General features: G+C 65.5%; 14 protein-coding genes. 7 read left to right on the forward strand and 7 right to left on the reverse strand.

Annotated features, from left to right (window positions below):
• Nucleotides 1-29 precede the first annotated feature (29 nt).
• Nucleotides 30-527 carry an Rrf2 family transcriptional regulator gene (locus BRPE64_RS07755; RefSeq protein WP_016345527.1) on the reverse strand — a complete coding sequence of 166 codons (498 nt, stop codon included), beginning with the start codon at nucleotides 525-527 and terminating at the stop codon, nucleotides 30-32.
• Nucleotides 528-788: 261 nt separating this feature from the next.
• On the opposite strand from BRPE64_RS07755, the gene BRPE64_RS07760 reads away from it, so the two are divergent.
• The gene (locus tag BRPE64_RS07760) at nucleotides 789-1,331 is read left to right on the forward strand and encodes a group III truncated hemoglobin (RefSeq protein ID WP_016345528.1); all 543 of its coding nucleotides are present in this window, start codon (nucleotides 789-791) and stop codon (nucleotides 1,329-1,331) included.
• A 6-nt stretch (nucleotides 1,332-1,337) separates the two neighbouring features.
• Here BRPE64_RS07760 and moaE read toward each other — a convergent pair whose 3' ends face one another.
• The 3 genes from moaE to BRPE64_RS07775 are packed head-to-tail and all read right to left on the reverse strand — an operon-like array spanning nucleotide 1,338 to nucleotide 3,394.
• Nucleotides 1,338-1,805 (reverse strand): molybdopterin synthase catalytic subunit MoaE, encoded by a 468-nt coding sequence (gene moaE / locus BRPE64_RS07765; protein ID WP_044041378.1) that lies wholly within the window; start codon nucleotides 1,803-1,805, stop codon nucleotides 1,338-1,340.
• 22 nt (nucleotides 1,806-1,827) lie between these two features.
• Nucleotides 1,828-2,085 (reverse strand): molybdopterin converting factor subunit 1, encoded by a 258-nt coding sequence (gene moaD / locus BRPE64_RS07770; RefSeq protein ID WP_016345530.1) that lies wholly within the window; start codon nucleotides 2,083-2,085, stop codon nucleotides 1,828-1,830.
• Nucleotides 2,086-2,098: 13 nt separating this feature from the next.
• Nucleotides 2,099-3,394, reverse strand: coding sequence for a molybdopterin molybdotransferase MoeA (locus tag BRPE64_RS07775; protein WP_016345531.1), 1,296 nt, complete (start codon nucleotides 3,392-3,394; stop codon nucleotides 2,099-2,101).
• 230 nt (nucleotides 3,395-3,624) lie between these two features.
• On the opposite strand from BRPE64_RS07775, the gene BRPE64_RS07780 reads away from it, so the two are divergent.
• The 6 genes from BRPE64_RS07780 to BRPE64_RS07805 all read left to right on the forward strand — a co-directional run bounded on the left by BRPE64_RS07780 (nucleotide 3,625) and on the right by BRPE64_RS07805 (nucleotide 8,721).
• Nucleotides 3,625-4,170: an NUDIX hydrolase gene (locus tag BRPE64_RS07780; RefSeq protein WP_016345532.1), complete on the forward strand. Its 546-nt coding sequence runs from the start codon at nucleotides 3,625-3,627 to the stop codon at nucleotides 4,168-4,170.
• Between the two features lie 39 nt (nucleotides 4,171-4,209).
• A complete protein-coding gene (aat, locus tag BRPE64_RS07785) occupies nucleotides 4,210-4,941 on the forward strand; it encodes a leucyl/phenylalanyl-tRNA--protein transferase (protein WP_016345533.1) in 732 nt (243 codons plus the stop codon).
• A gap of 123 nt (nucleotides 4,942-5,064) precedes the next feature.
• Nucleotides 5,065-5,892, forward strand: a complete 828-nt coding sequence (locus BRPE64_RS07790) for an arginyltransferase (protein WP_016345534.1) — start codon at nucleotides 5,065-5,067, stop codon at nucleotides 5,890-5,892.
• A gap of 109 nt (nucleotides 5,893-6,001) precedes the next feature.
• On the forward strand, nucleotides 6,002-7,024 hold the full coding sequence (locus tag BRPE64_RS07795; protein ID WP_016345535.1) for a quinone-dependent dihydroorotate dehydrogenase: 1,023 nt from the start codon (nucleotides 6,002-6,004) through the stop codon (nucleotides 7,022-7,024).
• A 103-nt stretch (nucleotides 7,025-7,127) separates the two neighbouring features.
• Entirely contained in the window at nucleotides 7,128-7,928 is an 801-nt protein-coding gene (locus tag BRPE64_RS07800) for a cystine ABC transporter substrate-binding protein (protein WP_044041379.1), read from the forward strand.
• A 133-nt stretch (nucleotides 7,929-8,061) separates the two neighbouring features.
• Nucleotides 8,062-8,721, forward strand: coding sequence for an amino acid ABC transporter permease (locus tag BRPE64_RS07805; RefSeq protein ID WP_044042065.1), 660 nt, complete (start codon nucleotides 8,062-8,064; stop codon nucleotides 8,719-8,721).
• Nucleotides 8,722-8,762: 41 nt separating this feature from the next.
• Here BRPE64_RS07805 and BRPE64_RS07810 read toward each other — a convergent pair whose 3' ends face one another.
• From BRPE64_RS07810 to BRPE64_RS07820, 3 genes are all read right to left on the reverse strand, one after another.
• Complete coding sequence (locus BRPE64_RS07810) at nucleotides 8,763-9,755, reverse strand: Gfo/Idh/MocA family protein (protein WP_016345538.1); 993 nt, start codon at nucleotides 9,753-9,755, stop codon at nucleotides 8,763-8,765.
• A gap of 141 nt (nucleotides 9,756-9,896) precedes the next feature.
• A complete protein-coding gene (locus BRPE64_RS07815) occupies nucleotides 9,897-10,649 on the reverse strand; it encodes a FadR/GntR family transcriptional regulator (RefSeq protein ID WP_016345539.1) in 753 nt (250 codons plus the stop codon).
• Nucleotides 10,650-11,143: 494 nt separating this feature from the next.
• Entirely contained in the window at nucleotides 11,144-12,307 is a 1,164-nt protein-coding gene (locus tag BRPE64_RS07820) for a glycosyltransferase family 4 protein (protein WP_016345540.1), read from the reverse strand.
• Nucleotides 12,308-12,460 lie beyond the last annotated feature (153 nt).

Raw genomic sequence — 12,460 nt, forward strand, 5'->3', positions numbered from 1 at the left:
CGCCGCGGTGGGCGTTCAGCTTTCGTTCATCACGATGCACGGCTCGACACGAACGCGCCCGTCGACGCCGGCGCGGGGGCAGCGACCGGAATGCCCAACAGCTGCGCGAGTTCGTTCGCCGGATGGCCGAGTTCTTCGACGGTATGCTTGTCGAGTTCGGCGAGGAATGCGTCGCGCGCCGCCGCCAGCACGCCTCGCAGGCGGCACTGCGGCTGGATCACACAGTTTTGCTGCCCCTCGCCCCGATCCCCGAAGCAACCGACGAGCGCGAAGTCGTTCTCCGTTTTGCGCACGATATCGCCAATGGTCAGCGAGCGCGAACGCTCGGCCAGCCGCAAGCCGCCGTTACGGCCGCGCACGGTATCGACCCAGCCGAGTTCGCCCAGTTGCTGCACGATCTTCATCAGGTGATTCTTCGAGATGCCGTAGGCATCCGAGATGTCCTGGATCGTCGAGAGGCCGGACGGCCGCACCGACAGATACAGCAGGATCCGCAGGGAGTAATCGGTGTAATCGGTCAATCGCATGATGTCGTGCGAAAAGTGTGGGCGCCTTCTTCGTGGACAAAAGAAGCGCAAAGAGACGCAAAGAGACGCAAAGAGCGCGATGGTGCGTGGCTCCGAGCGGCGGCGGCTCGCGTCCCGTCGCGACAAGTCCGCGCAGCAGCAAGGGAATTGGCCGTCATCCGGGCGCGCAGGCGATAACATCGCACGCAACCCGGCATGCCGGCGCGAGTATCCGCCATTTTGCGGGATATCGCTGCGTTTAGTCAGTATTATCCTTCCGCTATGAACTCAGACCATCCGCCCGCGACGACCGCGCGGGAACGCGAGCCCAGTGAAGCGAACGTGCGCGCGCTCGTCGAGGCGTTCTATCGCCGTGTCGACGACGATCCGCTTCTCGGCCCGATCTTTTCGCACGCGCTCGAAGGCCGCTGGGACGCCCATCTCGCCACGATGACGTCGTTCTGGTCGAGTCTCGTGCTCGGCACGAAGCAATATCGCGGGAACGTGCAGGAAGCGCACCGGCCGATCGACGATATCGAGCCGCAGCACTTCGCGCGCTGGCTGTCGCTCTTCCTCAACACGGTCGAAGCGCGTTACGAACCGGCCGCCGCCGTGCAGTTCATGGAACCCGCGTTGCGTATCGCGCAGAGTTTGCAGCTCAGCAAATTCGGCTGGGAGTATCAGATTCCCGCCGAACAGCAGGAATTGCTCGCGGCACTCAAACGCCGCCGGACCGGCGACGCGCCCGAGCCGCGCTTTCCCGAGCGTCCGGCCGCCGAGCCGTTTCCGGCGAAGTTCGTCGGCAAGCCGAAGGACGAGCAGTAAAGGAAATCAAGTCTTCGACCAGCGCGAGAGCGCCGCGTCGTCGGCTTCGCGCGCATCGACCCAGCGTTCGCCCGCTTCGGTCTTTTCCTTCTTCCAGAACGGCGCCTGCGTCTTCAGATAGTCCATCACGAACGCGCAGGACTCGAACGCTTCGGCGCGATGCATCGCCGTCGTCGCGACGAGCACGATCTGGTCGAGCGGCTTCAGCTTCCCCACGCGATGCACGATCAGCACGTCAGAGCCGCGCCAGCGTTCACGCGCCTGCTCGGCGATCGCTTCCAGCGACTTCTCGGTCATGCCGGGATAGTGCTCGAGCTCCATCGTTTCGATGGCGCTGCCTTCGTTCAAATCGCGCACCGTGCCGACGAAGCAGGCGACCGCGCCCACTTTCGGATTGTCGGCGCGCAACGCGGCCACTTCGGCACTGATGTCGAAATCGGCTTCCTGTACGCGGATCTTCGTTTGCGCGCTCATTTGAGTCATCCCTCAGCGCCCCTCAGCCGCCCGTGACCGGCGGAAAGAACGCGACCTCGCAGCCTTCGGTAATACGCTGCGACGGGTTCGTCATCACGTGATTGCAAGCCATGCGCAGCGCGCGGCCCTCGGCGAGCGTGTCGGCCCACGCGCCGCCGCGCATGCGCAGCCAGGCGCGCACGTCGCCTACGTTGACCACCGTGTCCGGCACGCTGACCGTTTCGTTCGCGACGCCCAACGCCTCGCGCACGCTCGCAAAAAACCTCAGTTCGACTTTCATGTCCGGCTGGTCCTTACCGCGTCAATTCTGAAAACGGGATGAAACGCACGATTTCGCCTGCGCTGATCGCGTGATTCGGTGGATTGTCGATGAGGCCGTCGCCCCATACGGTCGATGTCAGCACGGCGGAGCTCTGATTCTCGAAGAGATCGAGCCCGCCCGCGTCGTTCACGCGCGCGCGCAGGAATTCGTTGCGACGGTCGCCTTTTTTCTGGCTGAAGTCGGCGCGCATCGAAAACACGCGCGGCGCGACCCGCTCGACGCCCGCGAGCCGCAACAAAAACGGCCGCACGAACAGCAAAAACGTGCAGAAGCTCGACACCGGATTGCCCGGCAAGCCGATGAAAAACGCCTCGCCCGCCACGTTTTCTTCGGCCCCGGCCCCGGCCCCGGCTCCGGCTCCGGCTCCGGCTCCGGCTCCGGCTCCGGCTTTGGCGCCGCGCCGCACCGCGCCGAAGGCGAGCGGCTTGCCCGGTTTCATCGCGATCTGCCACATGGAAATGTGCCCTTCTGCTTCCACGGCGGGTTTCACGTGATCTTCCTCGCCGACGGAAACGCCGCCGCACGTCAGGATGAGATCGTGGTCGCCCGCCGCGCGCCGCAAGGTTTCGCGCGTGGCGTCGAGCCGGTCGGGCACGATGCCGAGATCCGTCACCTCGCAGCCGAGCTTCGCGAGCAGCGCGCGCAGCGTAAAGCGGTTCGAGTTGTAGATCGCGCCGGGTTCGAGCGGCTCGCCCGGCATGCGCAGTTCGTCGCCGGTGAAGAAGATCGCGACGCGCACCGGCCTCACGACTTCAAGCTGCGCACAACCGACCGACGCCGCCAGCCCGAGCGCCTGCGGCGTCAGGCGCGTGCCCGCCGGGAGAATCACCGAACCTTGCCGGATATCCGCGCCCTGACGCGTGATCCATTCACCCGCCGCAGGCGTCTGCGCGAACGCAACGCGGCCGTCGTCCGATGCCTGCGTCATTTCCTGCATCACGACCGCATCCGCGCCGGGTGGCACCGTCGCGCCGGTGAAAATGCGCGCCGCCGTGCCCGCCGCGAGCGGCGCAGCCGCGTGGCCCGCCGGGATACGCTGCGAGACCGCGAGCGCGACCGGCGCCGTTTCGCTCGCACCGGCGAGATCGGCGGCGCGGACCGCGTAGCCGTCCATCGAACTGGTGTGCATCGGCGGGACGTCGAGCGGCGAGATCACGTCTTCCGCGAGCACGCGGTTGAGCGCGTCGAGTGTGCCGATGCGCTCGCGCCCGTCCACCCGGCGCGCGGCATCGAGCAGGCGGCCGAGCGCATCGGCGGTGGCGAGCATCGGAGGACGAAAGGAAGCGGCGGGGCTGGATGACATGGATTGGGCTTCGGGCGCGTGGGCGCCCCGATCTTGAAAACGGTCAACTATTGTAGCGAGAAGCGCCGCGCAATATCTTGGGCACCCGGGACGCCGTTCATGCGGCGCGGCAGATACCCCAAAGCCGCGCCGGGCGCCTCAAAGCCGCCGCAGTGCGGTGATACACTCGCACCACACTTCCCTCGCTCATTTCCATGAAATTCTGTTCCGTCTGCGGCCACGAGGTCGGCCTGAGCATTCCGCCCGGCGACAACCGCGAGCGCTACGTTTGCGGCAATTGCGGCACCATTCACTATCAGAATCCGCGCAACGTCGTGGGCACCGTGCCCGTGTGGGACGACAAGGTGCTGCTGTGCCGCCGCGCGATCGAGCCGCGCTACGGCTACTGGACGCTGCCCGCCGGCTTCATGGAAATGGACGAGACCACGAGCGAAGGCGCCTCGCGCGAAACGCTCGAGGAAGCGGGCGCGCGCGTTGAGATTCAGAGTCTTTTCACGCTGCTCAACGTGCCGCACGTGCATCAGGTGCATTTGTTCTATCTGGCGCGCCTGCTCGACATCGACGTCGATCCCGGCGAAGAAAGCCTGGAAGTGAAGCTTTTCGAGGAGAGCGAGATTCCGTGGGATGAAATCGCGTTCCCGACGGTCGGCCAGACGTTGCGCTTCTTCTTCGCCGATCGCGCCGCGGGCAACTTCACGCTGCATACGGGCGACATCTTCCGCACGCTGCGCGACGGCTGATCCGCGCGAACCCACTTAGAACACCGCCTTCCCGAGAACATGGTTCCCTGGCTCGCTGACGACGATCCCTTTCCGCCCGTCGAGCGCGCGCTCGGTGCGTCGAGCGGCGCGCCGGGGCTGCTCGCCGCGAGCTCCGATCTGCTGCCGTCGCGGCTCATCGACGCTTATGGGCGCGGCATTTTCCCGTGGTATTCGGACGGCCAGCCGGTGTTGTGGTGGAGCCCCGATCCGCGCATGGTGCTCTATCCAGCCGAGTTCAAGGTGTCGGATTCGCTGCGCAAGACGCTCAGGCGCGTGTTGCGCGAGTCGACCTGGGAAGTGCGCGTCGACCACGACTTCTCCGCGGTGATGCGCGCCTGCGCCGACACACCGCGCGACGGCCAGCGCGGCACGTGGATCACCACGGACATCGTGGACGCCTACACTTCACTGCATCGCGCCGGCCACGCGCACAGCGTCGAAACGTGGCGCGACGGCGTGCGTGTGGGCGGGCTCTACGGCGTGTCGTTCGGGCGCATGTTCTTCGGCGAATCGATGTTCGCGCACGCAACCGATGCGTCGAAAATCGCGCTCGCGGCACTCGTCGGACACTTGCGCCGCAACAAAATAGAGATGATAGACTGCCAGCAGAACACGTCGCATCTGGCGTCGCTGGGCGGGCGCGAGATCGCCCGCCGCGCCTTCGTCGCGCATCTACGGCGAGCGGCTGCGGAGCCGGCGATCGGCTGGGGTTTCGACAAATCCGTTCTGATGGACTTACTGGCGCACTGAATGCGCCGGACTCTTTATCAACGCCACGCTTTTTAGCGATACAGGACACGCAGCCGCCGGGCGCATCGAGCCGCACGCGCGCCGGCTGGCAAAGACGAGACGACGCCTGCGAGAGCCGCCAACGTGACACATCCGAACGAGCTGCCGCTGTCACCGCTTTCCGCGCTGCAATTCTATGCAACAGCGCCTTACCCTTGCAGTTATCTGGAAGGGCGCGTCGCGCGCTCGCAGGTCGCGACGCCCAGCCATCTCATCAACTCCGACGTCTACACCGAACTCGTGAAGGCCGGCTTCCGGCGCTCGGGCGTGTTCACGTATCGCCCGTATTGCGACGGCTGCCGCGCCTGCGTGCCGGTCCGGGTGCCGGTCGCGCGCTTCGTTTCGAACCGCGTGCAGCGTCGCGTGTGGAAGCAGCATGGCAATCTCGTCGCGAGCGTCGCGCCGCTGCATTACGACGAAGAGCATTACGCGCTGTATATGCGTTATCAGTCGGCGCGTCACGCGGGCGGCGGCATGGACCGCGACAGCCGCGACCAGTACGAGCAGTTCCTGTTGCAAAGCCGGATCAACTCGCGTCTCGTCGAATTCCGCGAGCCTGCCGATCCGGCGCATCCCGACGTGCCGGGCGTGCTGCGCATGATCAGCATGATCGACATCCTCGGCGACGGGTTGTCTTCCGTGTACACGTTCTTCGAGCCGGACCTGCCGAAGACGAGCTACGGCACTTTCAACATCCTCTGGCAGATCGAGCAGGCGAAGAGTCTTGACCTGCCGCACGTCTATCTGGGCTACTGGATCCGCGAAAGCGAAAAGATGGCCTACAAGGCGAATTTCCGGCCGCTGGAAGGCTTGATCGACGGCCGCTGGTCGCTGCTCGATCCCGCGAGCACGCAGTCCGCCGGCACGCTGCCGATGCCGGGGCGCATTCAGACGCCGGGCCAGCCGAAGTAAGCGTAGAAGTAAGCGCAGAAGCAAGCCTCGACGCGGCGCGTCCGGTCCGTCGGCCAAAGCCGCTAAAATAGCGGTCTTAAAAAAATTCGCCGCCGCCGGCTTACATTTCGTGTTCAGCTCCCTTTATCCGCTCGCGCGTTCGCATCTCTTCAAGATGGACGCGGAAGACGCTCATCACCTGACGCTGCGCATGCTCGGGGCCGCCGGCCGCACCGGGCTCGCCGGCATGCTCGCCACGCGCGGCCCCGACTCTCCCCGCACCGTCATGGGCGTCACGTTCCGCAATCCGGTCGGACTCGCGGCCGGTCTCGACAAGGACGGCGCGTGCATCGACGGGCTCGCCGCGCTCGGCTTCGGCTTCATCGAAGTCGGCACGGTGACGCCGCGCGCGCAGCCGGGCAATCCGCGCCCGCGCATCTTCCGGCTGCCCGAGGCGGGCGCGCTCATCAACCGGATGGGCTTCAACAACGGCGGCGTGGATCAGTTCGTCGCCAACGTGCAGGCGGCGCGCTATCGCGGCGCGCTGGGCCTCAATATCGGCAAGAACGCCGATACGCCGATCGAGCGCGCAGCCGAAGACTATCTCTACTGCCTCGAGCGCGTGTATCCGTTCGCGAGCTATGTGACGATCAACATTTCCTCGCCCAACACGAAGAATCTGCGGCAATTGCAGGGCGCGGGCGAACTCGATGCCCTGCTCGGCGCACTCAAGGACAAGCAGCAGCGCCTGTCCGATCTGCACGGCAAACTCGTGCCGCTCGCGCTTAAAATCGCGCCCGATCTCGACGACGAGCAGATCAAGTCGATCGCGGGCACGCTGCTCACGCACAAGATCGACGGCGTGATCGCCACGAACACAACGCTGTCGCGCACCGCCGTGACCGGCATGGCGCACGGCGAGGAAGCGGGCGGCCTGTCCGGCCGTCCGGTGTTCGACGCATCCAACGAGGTCATCCGCAAACTGCGCGCGGAAGTGGGAACGGACGTGCCGATCATCGGCGTGGGCGGGATTTTCTCGGGCGATGACGCACGCGCGAAGCTCGCAGCGGGCGCCTCGCTCGTGCAGATTTACACCGGGCTCATCTATCGCGGCCCGGCGCTCGTGAAAGAGTGCGTCGAAGCACTCGCGTGAGATATATAGACATAAGCAAACGATATTACGCGACGATTGCCTTTTCACTATGATCGCCGCATCTAAAAAAAGACGCTGTGCCCATCAAGAGGAAAATCACACGATGAAACTGTCCACGCTCAAGAAGCTCGTCGCCGCCAGCCTGATCGGCGCGGCATTCACCGCCGTCGCAGGCGTCGCTCACGCCGACGACCTGCTCGATCAGGTCAAGCAGCGCGGCACGCTGCGCGTCGGTCTCGAAGGCACCTTCCCGCCGTTCAACTCGAAGAATCCGCAGGGCGAGCTGGTCGGCTACGACGTCGATATCGCCAAGGCTGTCGCCGCCAAGCTCGGCGTGAAGCCGGAGTTCGTCACGACCGAATGGAGCGGCATCATCGCGGGCCTGCAGGCGGGCAAGTTCGACGTGATCGTGAATCAGGTCGGCATCACCGATGCGCGCAAGCAGACGCTCGATTTTTCGCCGGCTTACACGTACTCGAACGCGCAGTTGATCCAGCGTACGGACGACAAGCGCGAGTTCAAGACGCTCGACGAACTGAAGGGCAAGAAGCTCGGCGTCGGCCTCGGCACGAACTACATGGACATGGCGAAGTCGGTGCCGGGCATCGACGTGAAGACGTATCCGGGCGCGCCCGAATATCTGCGTGACCTCGCAGCCGGCCGGCTCGACGCCGCGTTGAACGACCGCCTGATGCTCGCGTATCTGCTGAAGAATTCGCAACTGCCGCTGCGCACGGGCGCGAACGTCGGCGCGGGCAATCCGTCGGGCATTCCGTTCAAGAAGGGCAATCCGAAGTTCGCCAAAGCGATCGACGACGCCATGACGCAACTCGAAGCCGACGGCACGTTCACGAAGATCTCGGACAAGTGGTTCGGCATCGACGTGACGAAACCGGCAAAGTAAGCGTCCCCGGCGCTCATCGGGCGCTGATCGGGACAGTCAGGGCGGCATCGCGTGACGGTGCCGCCCTTCGTTTTTTCCATGCCGGTTTATGATGTGCGCTTTGCGCGCGCCGCACCCTCATCGCTTTCCGTTCATGTCCACGACATCCCTGCTCGTTCAATCGGCGCCGGTACTGGCGCAAGGCGCGCTGCTGACGATCAAGTTCGCGCTCTATTCGATGTTCTTCGGCCTCATCGCGGCCGTCGTGCTCGCGTTGATGGGCATCAGCCAGAGCCGCGCGCTCGTCAGAATCGGGCGCGTCTATGTGAGCGTGATGCGCGGCACGCCGCTGCTCGTGCAGATCTTCGTCATCTATTACGGCTTGCCGAGCATCGGCATTTCGCTCGAACCGACGCCCGCGGGCGTGATCGCGCTGTCGGCGAACGTCGCGGCCTATCTGTCGGAGAGCATGCGCGGCGCGATTCTGGGCGTGCACAGCGGGCAATGGCTCGCCGCCTACAGCCTCGGGCTTTCTCGCGCGCAGACGCTGCGTTACGTGATCGCGCCGCAGGCGCTGCGCATCGCGGTGCCGAGCCTGTCGAACAGTCTCATCAGCCTGATCAAGGACACGTCGCTCGTGTCCGTCATCACCGTGACCGAGCTGCTCAGAAGCGCGCAGGAAGTGATCGCGGCGACCTATCAGCCGCTGCCGCTCTATCTCGCGGCGGCGTTCGTCTACTGGGTGCTGTGCAGCGTGCTCGAATTCGTGCAGCGGATTTTCGAACGCCGTCTCGCGTTGCCCGGACGGCATTAGACGCCGGCGCTTTCACGCGCGGCGTCTGCGTCAATCGGTTCTCAATCGGTTTCGAAAGGAAAGCGCAGCTTCAGATCGCGCCGCGCGGCGTCGATGATCGCGATCATGCGCATCGACGTCGCGTGCGTCATCACCGGGCTTTCGATTTTGCCTGCACGCAGCAGCCCGCAGAAATGCGCGGTCTCGTAGTTGAGGCCGCCGCCCGTAAACGGCTCGTCGAGTTCGACCTTGCGGCCGTCCGTGTAGGCGATGGTCGCGCGCGCCGGATTCCACCAGCTTTCGTGAATCGTCACCGTGCCGCGCGTGCCGCCGAGCAGCGCGTCGCCGCGGCCTTGCAGATCGAGCCCGCAGAACAATTGCGCGATGCCGCGTTCGTGGCGCACGTTCAGGCTCGCGAACACGTCGACGCCCGTTTCGCCCAGGCGGCCGACGGTCTGCACATCCAGCGCCTCGCCGAGCCAGTCCACCGCGAGAAATGCCTCGTAGATGCCGATATCGAGCAGCGCGCCGCCGCCCGCCTGCAGCGAGAACGACGGATGATCGAGCGGCACGCCCGCCATCGAGCAGCCCGCGCGCACGAGCCCGATTTCGCCGATCGGATCGGCCTGCAAATGCGCGCGCAGTCGCTGGTAAAGCGGATAAAACGGCGGCTTCATCGCCTCCATGAACAGCAGTTTGGCCGCGCGCGCCGCGTCGATCATCTGCTGCAGCGCGCGCGCATTCACGGCGGCGGGCTTTTCGCACAGCACGGGTTTGCCCGCCGCGAACGCGCGCAACGCGTACTCCGGATGGCTGTCCTGCAATGTCGCGATATAGACGGCGTCGACCTGGCCGAGCAGCGCGTCGAAATCGGCGCAGGCGCGTGCGCCGAAGGCTTCGGCCAGCGCACGCGCCGGTTCCTCGCGGCGCGACCAGACGGCCGCGAGCGTCGCGCCTTCGACGTGCGCGAGACTATCGGCGAAACGCTTCGCGATGCGCCCCGCGCCGACGATGCCCCAGCGGATCGTGGCTCCGGTTAGGTTCGATTGCGTCAATCCTGCCTCCCTGCGCGATGTTCGTGATGTTCGTGAAGCGACGAATTGTGCCTCATCGCATCGCGCAGACGACAAAAAGCCGGGACACGTCCCGGCTCCATGCCGACAGCAAGCGACCCCACCCGAACGCCGATGCGCGCCTTACACGCCCGCGGACTCGTTCACGTTCGGCGCCGCCGGCTGCACGTTCACGCGCTCGAGCGAAAACGCGCGGCCCACTTCTTCGGCGGCCAGATCGACGAGCGCGCGCGTCGCGGATTCGGCGGCGGCGGAATCCTTCGACTCGATCGCCTCGACGACGCTCTTCTGCGCCGCGAGCGTCGCCTCGCGGACGGACTCGATGCCGTCGACGATCGGATTCACGGTCACGAGCGCGCCGCGCACGATGGCGGTCATCTGCCGGAAGAACTGGTTGCCGCTGGCGGCGACGATGCGCGTGTGCAGCACCTCGTCGGCCGCCTGATATTCCGGCTCGCCGACTTGCAGGCGCGACAGCGCGTCGAAGGCATCGCGGATGCCGGCGATTTCATCGGGCGTCGCGCGTGCGGCGGCGAGCGCGGCGGCGCGCGGCTCGATCAGCATGCGGAATTCGATTACATCGCGCAGAAAGGTCTGATCCGGTTTCGCACGAAAGCGCCAGCTCACCACGTCTTCGTCGATCAGACGCCAGTCGCTCATCGGACGAATGCGCGTGCCCGTTTTCGGACGCACGTCCAGCATATGGCGCGCGAGCAGCATCGAGAGCGCCTCGCGCATGACGGTGCGGCTCACGTCGAACTCCTTCGAGAGGATGTCCTGCGGTGGCAGAATCGCGCCATATTTTTGCTCGACGATCCCGGAGACGAGTCCGTCCATTACCTTCGCCACCAGCGATCGCTCTTTGTTTTCATCCATCTCGCTTCTCCCCTTCTCGCTCGTTCCGTAGCCGTGTGTGTGAGCGCATCGCTTTCGCTTTCCCCGGGCTGCGAAAGGCACGACGGGTTCCCGACAGGTCCATTCGTCGTGCTTGATACGTTGCTTCTTCGCTGCTTCGAATGCCAGTTAGGAATTTCCTGACAGGGTAATCCCTCTGACTTCGACGTCGATGTTCCGTATTGTCGTTATGTGCCGCCAGGCGTGTCCGCTGCGCTCGCGCCGCGCGCGCGCCGTCATTCGTCAGGGAAACTGAAGAATTGCGGCGTCGCAGCGCGGCGCGAGCGTTCGTCTGTCGGACTTGTCCAATCTTCCGATCGGTCATGCGCTCATTTGAGCAAGCATCTCGTATGCTTTCTGTGCGAACGCGAACGCTCGCTCGATGGCATGAGGCTTTTGTATGATCCACGCGCCATCGGGAAAAACCTCCTGCGCGATGCTGCGCGGCGCTTTCGGCGGTTTCGGCCGCCTTATGCTTAAACCGCGCCATCGGGCGCGCGCGTGCGGCGCGCGTCGAGCGGCACCGTGCGCTGCCGCAGCGAAGCGCGTTCCGCGAGCGTGTGCTGATAGATCGCAAGATACTCGCTGCTCACCCTTTCCACCGAGAGCTTCGGCAGGTTTTCCCGCGCGCGCGCCGCGTACTGGCCGCGCGCATCGGAATCGAACAGCAGCCAGCGCAGTTTCGCCGCCGCCTGCGCCGCGTCTCCCGCGGGCACGAGCACGCCCGCGGCGCCCTCGTCGAGCATTTCGGGGATGCCGCCCACGCGCGTCGCGACGATCGCACAGCCGGCCTCGCGCGCCTCCGCAATCACGAGCGGCGACGGATCCTGATGCGACAGCAGCGCGAAAACGTCGGCGCCGGCGAAATACGGCCGCGCATCGGCGACAAAGCCCGTGAAATGCACCGCCTCCGCAATGCCCAGATCGGCCGCGAGCGCTTCCATCAGGCCGCGATCGGGACCGTCGCCGATCAGATACAGCTGCGGCTCGGACGGGACCTCCGCCTGGGAAACGCGTTCATGCGCGGCCTGCTCGCGCACGAGCGCGAACGCGTGCAGCAGATCGGCGATGCCTTTCCTCCGGTACATGCCCGCCACGCAGACGATATTCGGATGCTTCAGGCGCACCGGCCGCGCGGCGGGCCGCAAAACGAGGCGCGGCGCGCCCACTGCGCCGTTGAGCACGATCGACATGCGCTCCGGCCCGATGCCGCGCGCGGCGAGATCGTCGGCCACCGCGCGGCTTACGGCGACCATGCGGTCGCCCGCACGCACCAGCGAGGCGCTTTTCTGAAGCTCGTGATGCACGGTCGTCACGAGCGCGAAGCGTCGCCGCATGCTGCCGAAGCGCGAGATGAGCGCGCCCGTCATCATGTGCGCGTGCACGATGTCGGGGTCGAAGCGGTCGATGAGACGATTGAAGCCCGCGATCATCGACGGCACGCGCCACGGCTGGCGCGACTGCTGCAGCGGAATGTGCGTGATTCCGTGCCGCCGCAGAAGCGGTTCGAAGCCGCCGCCCGACGACGCGACGACCACCTCCTGGCCCATGCGCGCCTGCACGCAGGCGAGATCGACCATCATGTTGACGGTGCCGTTGCCGATCGTCTGCGCGTGGTTCGCGAGATGGACTATTCGCATGAGAGTGCCGTTTGCACGCGCGCCGGCGCGGAGCCGGCGGCGTTGATCGTATTGGTCGAGGACGGGTTCGAGGCGGCGCGTGCCGCCCTGGTCGTTGTTCTTGCCCCGACGCCTGGACGGCCTGCGCCTTTGTCGTGTTGCTGTGCTGCTGCG

This window comes from Caballeronia insecticola (genome assembly GCF_000402035.1).
Taxonomy (GTDB): Bacteria; Pseudomonadota; Gammaproteobacteria; order Burkholderiales; family Burkholderiaceae; genus Caballeronia; species Caballeronia insecticola.